The organism is Shewanella sp., from assembly GCF_051658185.1.
Classification (GTDB): domain Bacteria; phylum Pseudomonadota; class Gammaproteobacteria; order Enterobacterales; family Shewanellaceae; genus Shewanella.
This window is the reverse complement of the sequence record NZ_JBOFMC010000428.1, coordinates 1-18,058: the sequence shown is the minus strand read 5'-3', so window position 1 is coordinate 18,058 and position 18,058 is coordinate 1. Positions and strand designations below refer to the sequence as shown.

General features: G+C 49.3%; 20 protein-coding genes and 1 pseudogene. 7 read left to right on the top strand and 14 right to left on the bottom strand.

Translation table 11 applies throughout. The annotated features are described in order from the left end of the window. Positions 1–96, top strand: a pseudogene (locus ACRCZA_RS15670) (5-formyltetrahydrofolate cyclo-ligase); the annotation flags it as partial. Positions 97–170: 74 nt separating this feature from the next. On the opposite strand, the gene folM reads toward ACRCZA_RS15670, so the two are convergent. Next, on the bottom strand, positions 171–890 hold the full coding sequence (gene folM, locus ACRCZA_RS15665) for a dihydromonapterin reductase (RefSeq protein WP_438675321.1): 720 nt from the start codon (positions 888–890) through the stop codon (positions 171–173). A gap of 192 nt (positions 891–1,082) precedes the next feature. On the opposite strand from folM, the gene ACRCZA_RS15660 reads away from it, so the two are divergent. Beyond that, entirely contained in the window at positions 1,083–1,475 is a 393-nt protein-coding gene (locus tag ACRCZA_RS15660) for a thiol-disulfide oxidoreductase DCC family protein (RefSeq protein WP_438675320.1), read from the top strand. Positions 1,476–1,531: 56 nt separating this feature from the next. Here ACRCZA_RS15660 and mdh read toward each other — a convergent pair whose 3' ends face one another. After that, positions 1,532–2,467, bottom strand: coding sequence for a malate dehydrogenase (mdh, locus tag ACRCZA_RS15655; protein ID WP_438675319.1), 936 nt, complete (start codon positions 2,465–2,467; stop codon positions 1,532–1,534). A 283-nt stretch (positions 2,468–2,750) separates the two neighbouring features. Between mdh and argR the strand changes: the two genes are divergently transcribed. Then, positions 2,751–3,221, top strand: a complete 471-nt coding sequence (gene argR / locus ACRCZA_RS15650; RefSeq protein WP_438675323.1) for a transcriptional regulator ArgR — start codon at positions 2,751–2,753, stop codon at positions 3,219–3,221. A 334-nt stretch (positions 3,222–3,555) separates the two neighbouring features. On the opposite strand, the gene ACRCZA_RS15645 is transcribed toward argR, so the two are convergent. From ACRCZA_RS15645 to ACRCZA_RS15625, 5 genes are all read right to left on the bottom strand, one after another. Continuing rightward, positions 3,556–4,491, bottom strand: a complete 936-nt coding sequence (locus ACRCZA_RS15645) for a Dyp-type peroxidase (RefSeq protein ID WP_438675318.1) — start codon at positions 4,489–4,491, stop codon at positions 3,556–3,558. Positions 4,492–4,597: 106 nt separating this feature from the next. Then, a complete protein-coding gene (locus ACRCZA_RS15640; RefSeq protein WP_438675317.1) occupies positions 4,598–4,792 on the bottom strand; it encodes a hypothetical protein in 195 nt (64 codons plus the stop codon). 64 nt (positions 4,793–4,856) lie between these two features. Continuing rightward, entirely contained in the window at positions 4,857–5,906 is a 1,050-nt protein-coding gene (locus tag ACRCZA_RS15635) for an ABC transporter ATP-binding protein (RefSeq protein ID WP_438675316.1), read from the bottom strand. Next, entirely contained in the window at positions 5,906–7,537 is a 1,632-nt protein-coding gene (locus ACRCZA_RS15630) for an ABC transporter permease (protein WP_438675315.1), read from the bottom strand. Before ACRCZA_RS15630 ends, ACRCZA_RS15635 begins: the two co-directional genes overlap by 1 nt. A gap of 151 nt (positions 7,538–7,688) precedes the next feature. Next, complete coding sequence (locus tag ACRCZA_RS15625; protein ID WP_438675314.1) at positions 7,689–8,696, bottom strand: Fe(3+) ABC transporter substrate-binding protein; 1,008 nt, start codon at positions 8,694–8,696, stop codon at positions 7,689–7,691. 228 nt (positions 8,697–8,924) lie between these two features. Here ACRCZA_RS15625 and ACRCZA_RS15620 point away from each other — a divergent pair, with 228 nt between their 5' ends. Further along, positions 8,925–9,347, top strand: coding sequence for a hypothetical protein (locus ACRCZA_RS15620; protein ID WP_438675313.1), 423 nt, complete (start codon positions 8,925–8,927; stop codon positions 9,345–9,347). Positions 9,348–9,464: 117 nt separating this feature from the next. On the opposite strand, the gene ACRCZA_RS15615 is transcribed toward ACRCZA_RS15620, so the two are convergent. From ACRCZA_RS15615 to ACRCZA_RS15605, 3 genes are all read right to left on the bottom strand, one after another. Beyond that, on the bottom strand, positions 9,465–10,058 hold the full coding sequence (locus ACRCZA_RS15615; protein ID WP_438675312.1) for a glutathione S-transferase: 594 nt from the start codon (positions 10,056–10,058) through the stop codon (positions 9,465–9,467). 50 nt (positions 10,059–10,108) lie between these two features. Then, positions 10,109–10,852, bottom strand: coding sequence for a ferredoxin--NADP reductase (locus ACRCZA_RS15610; RefSeq protein ID WP_438675311.1), 744 nt, complete (start codon positions 10,850–10,852; stop codon positions 10,109–10,111). A gap of 134 nt (positions 10,853–10,986) precedes the next feature. Next, positions 10,987–11,604 (bottom strand): DUF5610 domain-containing protein, encoded by a 618-nt coding sequence (locus ACRCZA_RS15605; RefSeq protein WP_438675310.1) that lies wholly within the window; start codon positions 11,602–11,604, stop codon positions 10,987–10,989. 393 nt (positions 11,605–11,997) lie between these two features. Here ACRCZA_RS15605 and ACRCZA_RS15600 point away from each other — a divergent pair, with 393 nt between their 5' ends. Both ACRCZA_RS15600 and ACRCZA_RS15595 read left to right on the top strand, forming a co-directional pair. Then, positions 11,998–12,639: a histidine phosphatase family protein gene (locus tag ACRCZA_RS15600; protein WP_438675309.1), complete on the top strand. Its 642-nt coding sequence runs from the start codon at positions 11,998–12,000 to the stop codon at positions 12,637–12,639. Positions 12,640–13,022: 383 nt separating this feature from the next. Then, the gene (locus tag ACRCZA_RS15595; protein ID WP_438675308.1) at positions 13,023–13,232 is read left to right on the top strand and encodes a hypothetical protein; all 210 of its coding nucleotides are present in this window, start codon (positions 13,023–13,025) and stop codon (positions 13,230–13,232) included. A 41-nt stretch (positions 13,233–13,273) separates the two neighbouring features. On the opposite strand, the gene ACRCZA_RS15590 is transcribed toward ACRCZA_RS15595, so the two are convergent. Beyond that, positions 13,274–13,531 carry a hypothetical protein gene (locus tag ACRCZA_RS15590; RefSeq protein WP_438675307.1) on the bottom strand — a complete coding sequence of 86 codons (258 nt, stop codon included), beginning with the start codon at positions 13,529–13,531 and terminating at the stop codon, positions 13,274–13,276. Positions 13,532–13,633: 102 nt separating this feature from the next. Continuing rightward, a complete protein-coding gene (locus tag ACRCZA_RS15585) occupies positions 13,634–15,421 on the bottom strand; it encodes an ABCB family ABC transporter ATP-binding protein/permease (RefSeq protein WP_438675306.1) in 1,788 nt (595 codons plus the stop codon). Between the two features lie 479 nt (positions 15,422–15,900). Here ACRCZA_RS15585 and ACRCZA_RS15580 point away from each other — a divergent pair, with 479 nt between their 5' ends. Beyond that, entirely contained in the window at positions 15,901–16,077 is a 177-nt protein-coding gene (locus ACRCZA_RS15580) for a hypothetical protein (protein ID WP_438675305.1), read from the top strand. Between the two features lie 84 nt (positions 16,078–16,161). Here ACRCZA_RS15580 and aroG read toward each other — a convergent pair whose 3' ends face one another. Both aroG and ACRCZA_RS15570 read right to left on the bottom strand, forming a co-directional pair. Beyond that, positions 16,162–17,217, bottom strand: coding sequence for a 3-deoxy-7-phosphoheptulonate synthase AroG (gene aroG / locus ACRCZA_RS15575; protein WP_438675304.1), 1,056 nt, complete (start codon positions 17,215–17,217; stop codon positions 16,162–16,164). 323 nt (positions 17,218–17,540) lie between these two features. Beyond that, positions 17,541–17,861: a hypothetical protein gene (locus ACRCZA_RS15570; RefSeq protein WP_438675322.1), complete on the bottom strand. Its 321-nt coding sequence runs from the start codon at positions 17,859–17,861 to the stop codon at positions 17,541–17,543. Positions 17,862–18,058: the final 197 nt, after the last annotated feature.

Below are 18,058 nucleotides of genomic sequence, written 5' to 3'. Positions count from 1 at the left end.
GCCCATGATTGTCAGCAAGTACCGAGCCTGCCCTGCGCACATTGGGATGTGCCCTTACCCGTTATCATCACCCCTAGTCGGGTATGGACGTTTTGAATAAAGAAGGTGCTAGGTCACTAGATTCTAGTGTCTAGGGTCTAGGGTCTAGGGTCTAAAATCTAGCTTCTTATTTATTTCAAATGCCGCCCACCATCGACATGATGGCTGCGCCCGGTGACATAACGGCTATTGAGCAGGTACTCCACTAAGGCAATGATCTCCTGATTACCGGCCTCTTTGGGCAACATGGCGTTGGCCCAGGTCTTTTGTCGATAAGCGTCATCATCACTTGGGTTAAAGAGGATCATCGCCGGGGCAATCGCATTCACTTTTACCTCGGGCGCCAATTTAGCCGCAAAGGACAAGGTTAAATTATCCAGCGCCGCTTTACTGGCCGCATAGGCGATATGTTTAGCACTGCCCTTTTCGGCCACAGAGTCGGTGAGATGGATAATATCGCTGGCCCCAACCTCCCCTTGAGCAGCCGCTTGTAACTGCGAGGCTAACGCTAAGTTTATTTGATAGGGCACGCTTACATGCACCTGCATCATTCGCTGCATCACCTCATGGGCGGTAAATCCTGCGCTGTTATCCGCCAACCAGTCTGAAGCATTATGGATAATGGCGCGAATGGCGGGATACTGGCTTAATTGCTCAATCAGGGTTTGGAGTTGTGCGTTGTCGTAAAAGTCGCATTGGATTACGGTCGCGCCCAAAGCCTGCAGCTCATCGATGCTGGGATAATGGCGACGATAGGTGCCAATCACGCAATGCCCTTGGGCGAGAAGATGTTTAGCGAGGGCGTAGCCAATGCGCTTGCCGACACCGGTGATAATCATGGGAGCTGTCATAGCTATCCTGTATAGTTGCGAGTACTGATTAAAAGCGAAAGCCTTTGGCAAAGGGCTCATCGCGCAATGGCTGATAACAAACGCTTACGGCCTTTAGCCAAGCGTGCCTACACCTCTTAACGCCGTCAACATGTCGATCTTAATTGCCCGCAGCTTCGTATACTCAGTGACAAACAGTAAGAGGGACACCTAATGGAACTGCGGATTTTTTACGATGGCAATTGCCCATTATGTCGCGCCGAAATGCGCCAACTCAAAGCGCGCGATCCAGAGAATAAAATTGAACTGGTGGATCTTAATGCTGAACATTTCAGCACAAAATTCAGCTATATCGATAAGGATTACGCCAATCGCATTCTCCACGGCGAAACGGCCTCGGGCCAAGTGCTACTCGGGCTCGATGTCACCTGCCAAGCATGGGCGCTGACAGGCACCCGCCCGTGGGTACAAGTGCTACGCTTACCGCTTATCAAGCCTATCGCGGATTGGTGCTACCTAAGGTTTGCAAAGCACAGATACCGTATTTCTTATCTGCTGACGGGTAAAGCCCGTTGTGATGGTCAATGCCAACTGCCGCGCAAGTAAGCCGCACCTAAAGCAAAACGGAGCCATTAGGCTCCGTTGTTCATAAACGCGATAAATTACTTAACGAACTCGACGCCAAGTGTGATATCGCCTTTGAGCGTATCTAACATCGCATCGCGGGCGTTAGCTTCGAATGCGCTGACTTCACCGTAAGGCAGCACTTTTTCGATACCGTTTTTGCCTAACAGCACAGGTTGAGCGAAGAATTGCGCGTGTTCGCTGCCGCCGTCAACATAGGCACATTCAACCACATTCGCTTCGCCTTGTAGGCCACGCACCAAAGACATACCGAAACGGCAAGCCGCTTGGCCCATCGACAGCGTCGCGCTGCCGCCACCGGCTTTCGCTTCAACCACTTCAGTACCCGCGTTTTGGATACGTTTAGTTAACGATGCCACTTCTTCATCAGAGAAAGTCACGCCTTCAACTTGAGACAGCAATGGCAGAATGGTTACACCGCTGTGGCCGCCGATCACGTTGATTTTAACGTCAGCAACGTTTAAGCCTTTTAATTCAGCGATAAAGGTTTCAGAACGGATCACGTCCAGCGTGGTCACACCGAACAGACGGTTTTTGTCGTAAACACCGGCTTTTTTCAGCACTTCAGCTGCGATAGCAACCGTGGTGTTAACAGGGTTTGTGATAATACCCACGAGTGCTTTAGGGCAAGTGACCGCCACTTTCTCGATCAAGTTGCGCACGATACCGGCGTTGATATTGAACAGATCAGAGCGATCCATACCAGGCTTACGTGCAACACCAGCAGAAATCAGCACAACGTCAGCACCCACGAGGGCAGGCGTTGGATCTTCACCAGCAAAACCTTTGATTTCAACCGCAGTGGGGATATGGCTCAAGTCAACCGCAACACCCGGAGTGACCGGTGCGATATCGTATAGAGACAATTGAGAACCCGCAGGTAATTGAGTTTTTAACAGTAGGGCAAGAGCCTGGCCGATACCACCAGCAGCACCAAGTACAGCAACTTTCATAGTTATCTCCGTTATTTCTCGGATGTGTGTGACATGGATCTAATTTACAATGGCGTCACCTTACTGGAATGTCACAACAATTTCAATTATCCGTTAGTCGTGAACTAAAGATTTATTAACTGCTTAGCCCAGTGCGGCTGCCATAAAGTGCCAAGACCCGCCACGCTCGAGTGCGCCCGCAATCACAAGTGAATTTTTATTCAGCTATTTTGGTTATTTGTTGACAATTAGACTGTGGCTATTCAGAATGAGCCTGTTTTTTTGAATACAGAATACTAAAATGATGCAGACCAATAAGACTCAAGATGACCTAGTAAGAATTTTTAAGTCGATTTTAAAAGAAGAGCGTTTTGGCTCCCAAAGTGAAATCGTCGCCGCCTTGCAAGCTGAAGGTTTTGGTAACATCAACCAATCGAAAGTGTCGCGCATGCTTAGCAAATTTGGCGCGGTGCGCACGCGCAATGCCAAACAAGAAATGGTGTACTGTTTACCCGCCGAGTTAGGGGTACCGACGGCAGGCAGCCCGCTAAAAAACTTAGTGCTCGATGTCGATCACAATCAAGCGATGATCGTAGTGCGCACCAGTCCCGGCGCTGCGCAGTTAATCGCCCGCCTATTGGACTCTATCGGTAAACCTGAAGGGATCTTAGGCACGATTGCAGGTGATGACACTATCTTTATCTGCCCGTCCAGCATCCAAGATATTGCCGACACCTTAGAAACCATCAAATCGCTATTCAATTACACCGAATAACTCTTCAGGCCAGCATGCTGGTCGATTGCGTTGCTTTGGCATGGGGTATTGCCACTATGCCAAAGTTGCCGCGAGTCAAATGCCAAAGTTATCGCGAGGCGAGACAAAGCTCAGCACACTCGCCAACACGACGAGAGCATTCGTGGGTAGCCCCCATAACAATGAGCAAGGCGGTAAGACGCTCACTTTAAGGCCATACTAACAGCCATGCTAAGAGCCATGCTAAGAGCCATGCTAAGCAAATAAGCTCGAATAACCTCACTCAAGCACCAATAAAAACGCACCGAAACCAAAGGTCTCAGTGCGCGTTAAAAGCCGTCTCTAGGGACGTTAATTACTCATCAAACTGCAGCATAAAATCCAATGCGGGCGCAAAGAACGATGAGCCTGATAAGGCGCGCGTAAAATGCATTAAGTGATCGTGATGTCCTTCGCCGTCGCCAAATACCATACTATGGAGCATTTGCTCAAAATGGTCCGGTGTGCGGCAGTTTGAGATAAACATTAACCCTTGCTGCTTAATCGAGCCAAAGGGCATGCTTTGCCGCAGAATTTCCATCGATTTACCGTCAGCATTCTTGAGATTGACCCGTTTGATATGGCTCGTTAACGGCTTATCTGCCGAGGCATACTCGATATTGTCTTGCTTGGTTCGACCGATAATATCTTCTTGTTTTTTAACGGGCAACCTGTGCCACTTGCTCAAGTTGTGCGCATATTTTTGCACATGGATATAGCTGCCGCCCCTAAATTCAGGATCTTCATCGCCCACTAAAGCCACTTCCTGACGATGACGACCTTTGGGGTTTTCAGTGCCGTCAACAAATCCGGTTAAATCCCGATTATCCATAAAGCGAAAACCGCGTTCTTCTTCAACCAGTTCCACCAAATCCTCAAACATCTGGCTGATTTCATTGGCAACTAAATGGAGGATGTCATAACGATCACAGCGAATATGCACAAATAAATCGTATTCGATGGCAGGCGCCTCGCGACTCTCCACTTGCATTGCGGGGAACGGTTTGAGCATTTCAGGGCGGGCATCGGGGTATAAATTGTCCCAATAATTAGCGCCGATAGCCACAAAGCCATTGAATGCGCTGTCGGAATATTGATCTGTCAGCTCATAAATATACTGCGCGACGTTGGCAATACAGGGACGTAACTGCGATTCTACATTGTCGTTCGCATTAAACATCATATAGATACTGTGTAAGTTTCCCTCTGCACACACACCCAACTGTTCACGTGGCATATTTTGACTATCCATCTAGTTATCACCCTTTTATAAATTCATTTTCGGCAATATTATCCGCAACTTTACCTAAAAATGACATTAACTAACGCACAGTTTACCCGAATACTACGTCGAATGCTCATCCAAGCTTACCGCCGTTTTCACACTGAATAACCCGCGGCATAACCGTCCTTGCGGCTCTCAACGGCACTAAAATAAACGCCGGGTTCACTTTTAAAACCAATCGCTTGATTATCACCAGCTGGATAGTAACCTGTTTGATAGAAACTTGTTTGATAGAAACTTGTTTGATAGAAACCTGCTTGATAGACATCAGTGTCTCCTAGGCTACCCCGTAATGTTAAGCAACTCTCGGCGAGTTTGGGCTCACATCGATACTAAGACTCAAACAATACCAAAGCATGCGGCTCAGAAGTTAAGCCCACTTTTTGCCCTATGCTGAGCTGCATCAGGTGGCTGCGCACCTCAACATAATAAGCATGGGAAGCCGCCTCAATTTTGACCCAATAATGACAAAACGCTCCCAGAAAGCGTCGCTCGATAATCGTCCCCATTCCCGCCTCGTCGGCGCTCAGAGTGAGCTGCTGCGGCCGCAAAAATACCATACCGTTGAATTGGCTAGAAAAGTTGAGGGGCGTAAGGCTGGTCAACTGCCCAATGGGCGTGCTCACCCTGTGGCCATCAACCACGGCGGCGGGTAAATAATTACCGCTCCCTAAAAAATCCGCCACATAACGGCTGTTAGGGGCGGCGTAGAGCGTCTCGGCGCTCCCCTGCTGCACGATGACGCCTTGATTGAATATCGCCAAAGTATCTGCAAACACAAAGGCTTCATCTTTACTGTGAGTCACAAATACCGCACTCACCTGCCGCTGCTTAAGAATGCTGCGAATTTCCGCCATCATCTCATAGCGCACTTGAGCATCGATATTTGAAAAGGGCTCATCAAGCAAGAGTAGCTGGGGCTCGTAGGCCAGCGCCCGAGCAATCGCCACCCTTTGCTGCTGCCCGCCCGATAACTCATGGGGGTAACGCTTACCTAGCCCCTCAAGTTTGACTAACGCCAACATTTCATCCAAACGGGCCTGACGCGCACTCGCGGGGAGCTTGTCGACGCCAAATAGAATATTTTGCGCCACCGTTAAATGGGGAAACAGCGCATAATCTTGGAAAATCATCCCAATTCCGCGCCGCTCGCTCGCAACAAACTGCTTATCGGCGCTAACAACCGTGCCATTTATCTCAATTTGCCCATGGCTGATTGCCTGCAGCCCCGCCACTGCGCGCAGCAACGTGGTTTTACCGCAACCACTTGGGCCAAGTAGCGCTAAAATCTCCCCTTGGCCGAGGGCTAAATCAACCCCTTTAAGCACTGGCTGGCCATGGTAATCACTGTAAACTTGCTTGAGGATCAGCGGATGGGTCATCAGCGTTGTTGCTCCAAAGAACGGTTTAAATAAATCAACGGCACTAGGCCAACAAGTACGATGACGATTGCCGCCAAGGCGCCATATTCCAGCTTCTCATCGGACACATATTGAAAGGCAAAGGTCGCCAAATTTTCAAAACCAATTGGCCGCAGTAACAGCGCCGCCGGCAACTCTTTCATGCTTTCGATAAACACTAATAACGCCCCGGCAAACAACCCCTTGGCCAACAGCGGCAAATGCACCCGAGTCAACAACTGCCGTGGGCGCTGTCCGAGAGTCACGCTCACCCTATCAAGGGAAGGGGAGATCCGCTTATAGCTGCTTTCGACACTGCCGATGGCGATAGCCACAAACCGTACGCAAAAAGCAAAAATTAACGCCACCACACTGCCGGTAAAAAATAATCCTGGGCCTTTAAATCCTAACCAATCTGCCAGATGGTTAAGGCCAAAATCTAACCAAGTTAACGGGATAAGTACGCCGATGGCGAGCACCGTCCCGGGCAAGGCGTAGCCTAAAGAAGCCAAACGCGATGGCAGTGCATCGCTCGCCCTTGGGCTAATGCGGCGCACAAACATGAACAATAGCGCCAGCCCTAGGCAGATAGCACTGGTTAACAGCGCAAGGCTGAGGCTATTGACGCTGAGCTGCCAAAAGCGCGCATCCCAGCTTTGGGCAAAGTATTTAACGGCGTAGGATAAGAGGATGCCAAAGGGCAAGACAAACGCAAAGCACAATACCGCACCACAAAATCCTAAGGCCAGCAGGGTTTGCATCGGCGAGAGGCGATATAAATCTTGGGGCTGATGCGCCGTTGGCTTTTGGAACAACTGCTGCTTACGCCGCTCAAAACGCTCAATGCCAATCAGCAAAAAGACCACCAATAAAATGATTGCCGATAGCTTAGCCGCAGCGGTTAAATTGCCGTATCCCAGCCAAGTATCGTAAACCGCCGTGGTTAAGGTTGGCACCGCAAAATAACTCACGGTCGCAAAATCGGCAGCGGTTTCCATCGCCACCAAGGCAACACCAACGGCCAGCGCAGGCCTTGCCATCGGTAAGGACAGGCGCCAAAAACTCTGCCAAGGTGAACAGCCCATAATCCGTGACGCTTGGGCAAGATGTAAAGATTGCTCCACAAAGGCCGTTCGGGCGAGCAGATAAATATAAGGAAATAGCACCAGCGCCAGCATACAGGCGGCGCCGCCTAAGGTGCGAATATCAGGAAAAACATAATCTTGAGGAGAATTCCACCCAAAGACCGCCCGCAATGCCCGCTGCACCGGACCGGCATAATCGAGTAAATCGGTATAGACATAGGCCACAATATAGCCCGGCATCGCCAGCGGTAATAACAGGGCCCACTGCAAATATCGTCTTAAGGCAAACTCGCAGCGTGCCATCAGCCAAGCACAGGGCAACGCTAGCAATAGTGCCCCAATACTGACCCAAAAGATGAGCAGTACGCTGTTGCGAATATAGCTGGGCAATACGGTCGCCATTAAATGCCCGAAGACCGCGTCATCGGGCGTAAGCGCCTCGAGTAGTAGCGCCAGTAACGGCATGACCAGTAATGCCGAGGCGCAAAATCCCGCAACTGACCAGCTTCTGGATAACCCTAAAATCATGCCAATCCTTAGAGCCTAGCGCCATCGGCCACGATGGCTCATACGGCAATCGCCTTGATAACGCTAAAATTTATAACGATCGCCAGCATGGCGATCGTTATGGTGCCCTCGAGATGACGGCGCATGCTGCCACGCCCCTCGAGAGAAAACCCTAGAGATCAAACTGCACCTCATCGAGCAACTTAACCGCCGCCTGATGATAGTGCGCCAATTTCACAATGGGTAACGAATCGGCCTTAAACGCTCCCCACGATGCCACCAACTGCGAGGGCTGCACATCGGCTTTGACCGGATATTCCATATTCACCTCGGCATAGGCTTTTTGGGCCACATCTCCCGATAAAAACTCCATCAATTTAATGGCATTATCCCGATTAGGCGCATGGCGAGTTAACACCATGCCCGAGACATTCACATGGGCGCCGCGCTCCGCCTGATTCGGGAAGTTAATGGTTACCGCTTCGGCCACGTTTTTTTGCTCAGGATCCTGCAACATATTGCCGTAGTAATAGCTATTGCCGATGGCAATATCACACACCCCTTCTTTAACAGCCGCAATTTGCGCCCTGTCATTCCCCTGAGGTTTACGCGCCAAATTATCCTTCACCCCCTGCAGCCAGGTTTTTGCCTGTGCCTCTCCATGGTGCGCGATCATCGAAGCCACTAAGGCAATATTGTAAGGATGCTTACCACTGCGGGTACAAATTTTACCTTTGTATTTGGGATCGGCTAACGCCTCGTAGGTTAAGGGCTGGGCACCTAACCCATCCTTGGCGGTATAAAGATTGCGTACCCGCATCGTCAAGGCATACCACTGCCCTTGGGGATCTCGAAACTGGGCGGGAATATTGCTATCTAACTGGGCACTCTTCACTGGCGCCGTTAATTGCTTATCCACTAATTCAACCAAACGTGAAAAATCGGAGGTCAGTACGATGTCGGCCGGAGATAAGCGCCCTTCCCGAGCAAGACGTTCGGTAATGCCGTCTTTAGCAAACACCAGATCGACATCAATCCCCGTTTGCGCAGTAAAACGCGCCAAAATAGGCTCGACCAAAAAAGCTTGCCGATAGGAATACACGGTCAACTTATCCGCCGCTGTCGCGGTTTGCCCTACTGCCAACAGGCCTAAAAATGCAACGCTCGTTATCCATTTCATTACCTATGCTCCCCAAGGATGCGACACACTGATCGTGTTATCATTAATCGTATGAACCGATACTGTTAATGATAACAGTTATCAGTTCGATAGAGGGTAATAGATAGTCAACCTTTGGGCAAGAGCTTAGATAAACTTTTGTTTTAACGAGTATTAGTTGGAAAAAATGCTAATTATCTCAAAGCAATCTAAACTGAAACTTAATTTACGCTCCCGAGAGAAGGCGCTATGTTAACGACTATATTGCTAATACTCACCAGCCTAAGTTTACTGGGATTCGTCCTACTTCAGCGCCGCAAACAAGCGCGCAGGCATTTGGCAAAACATCGCGGGGCATCTCACCATAGCGCAAAATCGCGCAGTGGCCCTATTCATCAATATCACAGTGTCAGCATAGTCAATCAAGGCCGCGCGTGTGAGCAGGCTGCCACCCTGAAAGAAAAACGCTTTTTATCGCGAGAAGCCCCCACCATCCCACTGGCGCATTGCAACGCCGCGCAGTGCCAGTGCCGCTATCAACACCATCAAGATCGCCGCCAAGCGGGCAGCGATCGTCGAGTCACATTTGGTGTCACACGGGAGCTTTATGGTGCATTTGGCGAAGAGAATCGCCGTCTAATGCCGAGGGGAAGGCGCTCAACCGATAGCTGAGCATGCCCCCTTAAACGAGCGGCCATATCGATATTCACAACGCCGCGATGACGTCGGTTATTGCTTAGGTGATTGTTTAGGTGATTGTTTAGGTGATTGTTTAGGTGATTGTGCCAGTTACTGCGGCCGAGTTGCCGCGAATGCTGGCAGTTCGCGCATTTGTGTAAACCAGCTCGCCGTTGCTGGCGCCACACGGCGCCAATCAAGGCTGGCATGTCTAAAATCCACATAATCCAACAAACACACTAAGGCTAACTGCGGCGCCTGTATTATCGGCTGGGTCATCAGCCCTTGCTGCTCTATCTGTTGCAATCCACGCAGCAGCGCCTGCTCAAATCGCTGCGTCCAAAAAGCGGATCGCAGCCCTTCGTCAGCGCGCATCTGCTCTTGGCGCAATTTCACCGCGCTATCGATAAGACCTTTTACCATCGAAAACTGGCATTGCAGCGCCCAATCGCCACTCGCGGAACCAAACAGCTGCGTTCCCCTGTTGGCATCTAAATAGCGCATGATCACTTCGCTATCAAACAACACGGCGCCATCATCGGTGATCAGGCATGGGATCTGCCCTAATGGATTAACCTCTAACAGCAACGGGCTATTTTCAAAGGGATTGACCATCACCTCTTCAATGTCTTGGATCCCTAAATAGCGGATCACACTTCTCACACAGCGGGCATAGGGCGATGCTTGCGAACACAGCAATTTCATGATGATTTCCTTTGGTTATATTGCGAGCAAAACGATTGTAAATAGACAGATTACCAATACTTTTCGACCGTAATTTGCCCCGGAGCACGGCGCAGATTTTTAACCAAGCCTTTTGCCATCAGGGCCGCTTGGGCGTCACTGATCATCCCGGGATTACCGCAAATCATCACCTGAGAATCGGTCGCGCTGAGTGGCAAACCGACGTGTTGCTCGATTTCCCCTGAGGTTAAACCGTCGGGAATGCGGCACGCTAATGCGCCGTCATATTGCTCACGGGTGACACATAAACACAGGGTAAATTGCGCACCATAACCTTGCTCATAGGCTCGCAGTTTCTCAAGATAAGCCAAATCCTTTGCCTCTCTCACCCCGTACACCAACACCAAACGTTCAAAACGTTGCCACGGCTCAGGGGTATCTAGCATCGATAAAAAAGGCCCAATGGCCGTCCCAGTCGCGAACAACCACAAGTGTTTACCTTGGTTATTGGGGATCTCATCTAAAGTCATAAACCCTGTGGCGGTGGGGCTGATGTCTATCTCATCGCCCACGCTCAAATGTTGCAGCTGCGGAGAGAGCAAGCCGTCCTCAACGGCAACGGCCAGCACCTCGGCATAGGGTTTATCGGGAGAATTGACCAGAGAATAAGCCCTCGCGACGCGCTTGCCTGCTTGCACTTGACTGAGTTTAATAAACTGCCCGGGGATAAAATCGGCCAGGTCCGCAGCAATGCGCAGTGAAAATAGCTTATCATTCCAATCAATTCGTTCAATCACTCTGCCCCTGGTCCACATAACGGCTCCTCGCGCTCATGCTGTTGTTAAACGCCAATGGCTAAACACGTCACTAGCATAGACGGTTATTTAGACAACAAAAACCCCTTATTACAAGGGGTGTTGTGTTGTCTAGGCAGTCTTAATATGAAAACTTAGGTCGGTTTTTTAGCCTCATCCTGCTTAACGCTCTCCTTAAAGGCTTGCAGCCCCTCTTGGACTAAGCTGTAGGTTTTATCAATATTGTTAGCGATATCTCCCTGCAGCACCTTAAGGCCGGACAATATGCCACTCGCATCCTTAAAACCGGTATCGATGGCATCACCGATAATCGTCATAAAGCTGTCGAGCTGATCATCAAAACTCATGGCAGGATTTTGTTTTTGATGCAGATTAAAGTACTGAGTAGCAAAGCCCACAATTCGATCGGCGGTGGCCGTGGGAGATGTATCAAGCCCTTGGTTATAAATGCTTTGTGCTGCATTGTTGCCCATTCCTGGTGCAAGCGCATGATTGATCGAGTCCATCGCAGCACGGTACAGCAAGGTCAATGAGTTATCACCGGACTGAATATTGACATTTTGCTGGGCGGATAAAATGGCAAGATTCATCAAATTTTTACTGGTTTGGCGCACCGTTTGCAGCCCAGGGGCATCGGCAGGCTTTTCACTCTTAATATCCCCGGAAGCAGAACTCTGTTCAGCCTTATTCTCGTTAAGACTTTTGGGGGATAAGGGCAATGGTTGCCCATGGGGAGGTTTATTAATTTCCATAGTGGTCATCCATTAATACATTTAGGGATGACATAATTATCGACCAGAACGCCAGTAAATTGAGTCATAATGCGCAAGATACGACGTAAAAAGCAGGCTATTACGCTAAAAACTGAAGCAATACAAGCAGAACCATTGGCAATAAATCTACGCGCCAGCCATAAAAGCCAGTCTAGATAATTCATCTCAAGCAGGTTAACTTACAGACAAATAACTAAAACGCTTAAACGAACGCTTAAACTTTAGCCGCTCAGACAGTAATCACTTAAACATCGATCACTTAAATATTGATCACTTCAATGTGGGCAACTTAAGCTGAGCCGTTTACGCGCGAGCAATAGCACAACCGCATCCCCCTTTAAGCACACAAGCGCTATAACAGGAGATAAAATCATGACGGTAGGCCCTCGTGTCCATACGCTCCCCCCAAGCTGCGCCGCTAAAGCTCAACAGGCGCCGTCACATGGCCAAGTGTCCGCGAAGCAAAGCTTTAGCCTGACGGACTTACTCCTCGGGGGGATCCGGGGCATTGGGATACTCCTCATGCTAACGCTTGGCTTATCTTTGATTAATCAAGCCCATGCCAATGAACGCTTAATCATTCTCGTCAGACATGCCGAGACGGCGGCCCAGCCAAGTGAGGATCCCCAGCTATCCGCCGCCGGAGAAATCCGCGCGATCGCCTTAATTACCGCCCTGACACGCACGCCATTATCCCAAATCGTGGCAACCCAATTTCAACGTACACAACAGACGGTAGCGCCTATAGCAAACGCGCGCCACTTACCCATCACCCTTGTGAGCGCGCAGCTCCCTATCCAAACGCATATTCAACAAATGGTTGAACAGGTTCACGCCGTCAAAGGCAATACCTTGATTGCCGGACACTCAAATACGCTGCCCTTAATTATCAAGAGTCTTGGCGGGCCGCAGATCAAGCCCATCGCCGAAGACGATTACAGCCAGCTGTTCTTGCTCTCCATAAACCAAGATCAAATAGCGAGCCTTATTTCGACCCGTTATGGGCAGGAATAGCGCGGGCGCTTAACCAATGCTATTTAGCCCATTCCCACCAAGTTGATTTCATCTAGTTAATTTCATCTAGTTGATTCCACCTAGCCGATTTCCCTTCGGTTATCAGCTCCCCCGTGCCACAGCGACGCGCAACGTCTTAAAGCAGGGGAGAGGCTTTACAATACCCAAAGGAGACAAGGATAAACTTAGGAATATCAACAAAATAATTAGCAGCTAATTTAACTTTTGCTGAAATAGCTCACTGAAGGTATATTTGAACCTAGGTCACAAAAGAGGTAGGATCTGTGACACAGCATTACCATGCAACCCAGTTTCTCAATTGCAATAAGCAAGCGTAACCATCAGTTTACAGTAACGATCAACAGCAATAATGGGGAAATACCGTGAAATCGAGCTTTATAGGCCAACTGCCCGCCAGTAAAACTGTAAGCACAAGTTGTAAAAGCTGTAACCGTCTGACGGAGATCGAGGGAGAACTGGTGTGTTTTCGGGAAGGCCAAATCATCCGACTCACTTTGATTGACGAAGCCGCACCTAAATTAAATTTGCTCTGTGAAGGCTGGAAAGCAGGAAAACTAAAGGGGATACGCTAAGTTCGCTCCCCTTTTGTGCTTAATCTCATCAATATCTTGTGTTACCGCATCCCGAGAGAGTCACGGCCGCGACCTTGATATTCGCGGATCACCCCGGCTAAGGTCATTTTAGGATTCATTTTTGCTAAGGTAAGCCCTCGGGTTGTCACCTTTAAACCGGCCGTCAACTCCGCATGGATCTTAAGCAATGCATCATATTCCACACCACGCTTTTTTAAGGTTGCCATGATTGCAGACCAATCAGTGGCCACTTTGTCGTCTTTACCTTCGATGTTGACTCTAAGCGCAATATTTTCCATACCGAACCTCGTTAATGAAATAAGTTGTGCTGGAGTATAAAAGCTTAAAGCTGAATAAATACTGAACCGTAAATTCAGCTAATAAGATAAGCAATCAAGAGCTTACCCCGCCTTAAATTGCTCATTTTGTATGCGCCACAGCTTAGCGTAGAGTCCATCCCGCTGCAGCAGCGCGTTATGATCACCCTGCTCTACTATCCGTCCTTGGCTCAAAACCACAATGTTATCGGCATCGACTATGGTGGAAAGCCTATGGGCCACAACTAAGCTAGTATGCCCCTTCGCTACGTCACGTAATGCCGACAAAATGGCCTGCTCTGAGCGGCTATCAAGGGATGAGGTGGCCTCGTCAAACACCAATACCGGCGAGCCTTTGAGGATAGCCCGGGCAATCGCCACCCGCTGCTTCTCCCCGCCGGATAATTTTAAGCCACGCTCCCCGACCTTGGTCTCCCAGCCCTTTGCCAGTGAACCAATGAATTGCTCTAAATCGGCCAGCTTAATGGCCTTCAGCACGTCGGCATCGCTCGCGCTTGGGCGGCCGTAGCGGATATTTTCTAGCAAGGAATCATTAAATAGCACTGTATCCTGTGGCACGATGGCAATGGCGCGGCGCAAAGCCGCTTGCGTCAGATGGCGAATATCCTGACCATCGATTTTAATCGACCCCTGCTTAACATCGTAAAATCGGAACAATAACTTAATCAAGGTCGATTTGCCGGCGCCGCTGTCCCCCACGACAGCCACTTTCTTACCTGCAGCGACCTTAAAACTGACATCCTGTAAAATCGGCCTCCCATCGTAACTAAAACTCACCTGTTCAAAGACAAGTTCTCCCTGACGAGGCTCAAAGGCTAAAGGACTGAGCGGATCCACAATGCTCGGCTGCTTATCAAGCAGACTAAACATCCGTTCGATATTCGCTAAGGCGCCACGGATCTCGCGATAGACAAACCCTAAGAAGTTCAATGGCATAAATAGTTGCATCATAAAGGCGTTGATCAACACAAAATCCCCTAAGGTCATCTCACCATAGGTCACTTTGTAGGCGGCAAGCGCCATCATCGCCGTCATTGCCAACGCAATAATCAAGGCTTGGCCCCCGTTGAGGGCAAAAAGGGATAACCGATTGTTACGCTTAGCGACCTCCCACTGTGCTAAGGCTTGATCGTAACGGTCGGCTTCGTATTGCTCATTGTTAAAATACTTGACCGTTTCATAATTGAGTAAGCTGTCGATGGCACGGGTGTTGGAAAGGGAGTCTGCCTTGGCCGCATCGCGGACATATTCGGTGCGCCATTCGGTCGCCAGTACTGAAAACAGCACATAAGCCAATACCGAGCAAAAGGTAATGGCCGCAAAGGCAATGCCATAATTAAAAAAGAAAATACCAATGACTAACGCAATTTCAAGGAGCGTTGGCACAATATTGAACACCATAAAACGCATTAAAAAACTCACGCCACTGGTCCCCCGCTCAATATCTCGCGATAAGCCCCCCGTACGCCGCTCAAGGTGAAAGTCCAAATCAAGCCGATGTAAATGCTCAAACACCGCTAGCCCCAGTCGTCGGATGGCGCGCTCTGTAACGCGGCCAAACAGGGTGTCGCGGATTTCACCGGTAATCACTGTTAACAAGCGCACCGCACCATAGGCCAGCACGAGCCCCACGGGTACGCTCAAGGCTTGGGCGGTTTTATTGGCATCTAAGCCATCAACGAGGTCTTTTAAAATAAAGGGCAGCCCCACACTGGCCAGTTTTGCGACCACCAGACAAGACATGGCTAATGTTATCCTGCCTTTATATTCAAGTAGATAAGGCCAAAGCAGCCGCATAACCTGCCAGTGATATTTGTCGATTGGACCATCAAAATAGTGTGTTGGGCGCATATCCATTTCCTTTGCGAAGTTATTGCCAGTGTAACAGGACATAGGTAACAGGACATAGTCGGCGTTGGTGAACCAAGTGAGCAAAGTTCACATAAAATCAATGAGCTTTATCTAAGAAACTCATGGTAGCGGTGTAATGGATAAATTAAGGATTAATGCGCTAAAGAGGTAAAAAGAGGGGAGTTGAAAGATGAAGACCGAAACAGCTCTCGTCATCAAGCCCCCTTCTGTTATCTGCGCATTTCGGGCACCTCATGGCTGCGTGGCAAAGCTGCAAATGTAAAGAGTCGCTTTTAGCACGCGCTCAACTGTTGATTATTGTATCGGTTTTACCGAAAATGCCCTTGGGGTTGGTCATATCGCCGTCACCCTTTGCGGTTATCTTTAGCTTCAGAGCGAGTGGTACGGGCGCAATCCCACGCTCTTAAGCTAAGGTGACGTATAAAATAATTCAATTAAATCAATATTAAAGGAAGTCTATGTTGGATTCAGCTAAAGTTCAGTACCCACCTTTACCCCTGATCCAAACCTGGGTGTGGATGATGATAGAATCAGGCAATCCAGAGATTCAGGACAAAGGTAGAAACAACCTGATAGCCGCGTTTGGCAGTCTTGCTAAGGCGAACGAATATTTAGCCAAGATGAATACAAAATAATCACAATAAAGGCGCCGGGATAGCGCCTTTATTGTTACTTACACAATACCCACAACGACCAATTCCAATCGGCTAATCGCTAGCTCATAACTGGCGCCGCGCCAGCACACTGCCGTTAAGTACGGCTAAGAGACGCTCGGTGTCCTCCCAACCAATACAGGCGTCCGTAATGCTTTGGCCATAGCATAGCGGCTGGCCTTGGATAAGATCTTGGCGCCCTTCAACTAAATGGCTTTCGACCATCACCCCAAAGATCGAGCGATTCCCCTGAGCAATCTGCCCGGCAACATCTTCGGCCACCAGCAACTGCCGCTGATATTGCTTGCTGCTATTGGCGTGGCTGAAATCAATCATGATGTTATCTGCCAGATTGGCTTGTCGTAATTGCGCACTAATATCAGCCACATGGGACGCACTGTAATTAGGCTCGCGCCCGCCCCGCAAAATAATATGGCAATCAGGATTGCCTTTCGTCGAGACAATGGCCGAATGGCCAAACTTAGTCACGGATAAAAAATGGTGGGGAGCATTCGCAGCCCCAATAGCATCGATAGCCACCTTGATCGTGCCGTCCGTGCCATTTTTAAAGCCAACCGGACATGACAAACCCGAGGCTAACTCACGGTGCACCTGTGACTCAGTCGTGCGCGCGCCTATCGCCCCCCAACACATGAGATCCGCCACATATTGCGGGGTGATCATATCGAGAAACTCCCCCGCCGTCGGCATGCCACTCTCGTTTAAATCCACTAATAATTTGCGAGCAGTCCGTAAGCCATCGTTTAATTTGAAGCTGTTATCCATGTAGGGATCGTTGATCAACCCCTTCCAGCCCACGGTCGTACGCGGTTTTTCAAAATACACTCGCATCACAATTTCGAGCTGTTCCCGATAGCGCTCCCGTAACGCATTTAAGCGTAAGCCATATTCTAGGGCGGCTTTAGGATCGTGAATAGAACAAGGGCCGATGACCACTAACAGCCGATCATCCTTTTTGGCCAAGATGTGATGAATGCGTTGGCGAGCATTAAATACGGTAGCAGAAGCTTTTTCTGCGGCAGGAAATCGCTCAAGAATCGCAATGGGTGGCAGTAACTCTTTTACTTCATTAATGCGAACGTCATCATTTTGATAATACATAACTTACTGCTCCAACTTCAGTGTCTTAGGCAATTTCTATCGCGGTAATTTAGGGTTCTCAGCGGTAATACTCAGTTCAATTTATCGAGTCTATCCCATTAATGCAACCAAGTTCTCTTCAACTCCAGAAATCTAATTTAATTATTGATTTTTTAAGGAGTTAAAATGCTGATAAACAAAATATCCCTAAGCTTTGGCGGCATAAAACCTTAACCATAGTGAACATCAGGGCTCCCCACAGCGCGTCGCTCAGCGCTGTGGCTATGCCGTCAGTGAATATCAATACACTACAGTACCAAAGAGATAAAAAGGGACGCTAAGAGTTAGTCGCGCTGCCCATTGCCCACCTCGCGAGGTGTAGGAACATCAATCAAAATATAGACTTCACGCTGCTGGTAAACATAAGGGCGATAGGTATGGCTACCACACACAAAGGAGCGATAAGGAGTTAACACGACAATGCAACCTATTGGTAAAGCTTGCAAAATCTGCCATTGCTGTTGATGCTTGATGAGCGCTTGCCACTCATGATCCTTAAGCATTGCGTCACGCACGGCAAAGGCATCAAAGGGGACACTTGAACGTGTGACGACCACCTCTCCTGCGAGCGCCTTGCCCGAAATCACCACGCCGCCAAGAGCCATGCCCACCCACAGCGCCAAAATCGCAATACTCCTCCACCCGCTTGCCTGCGGCTTATGCCGCCTGATGGGGATGAGCCCAGCCAGATACATTGCCATGGCGTGTGGCGAACTGATATTGAATGGCGGACTGATGCTGAGTGGTGCGCAAAGTACCGATGGCGCACTGAGTACCGATGGCGAGCTTAGTAACATCATAT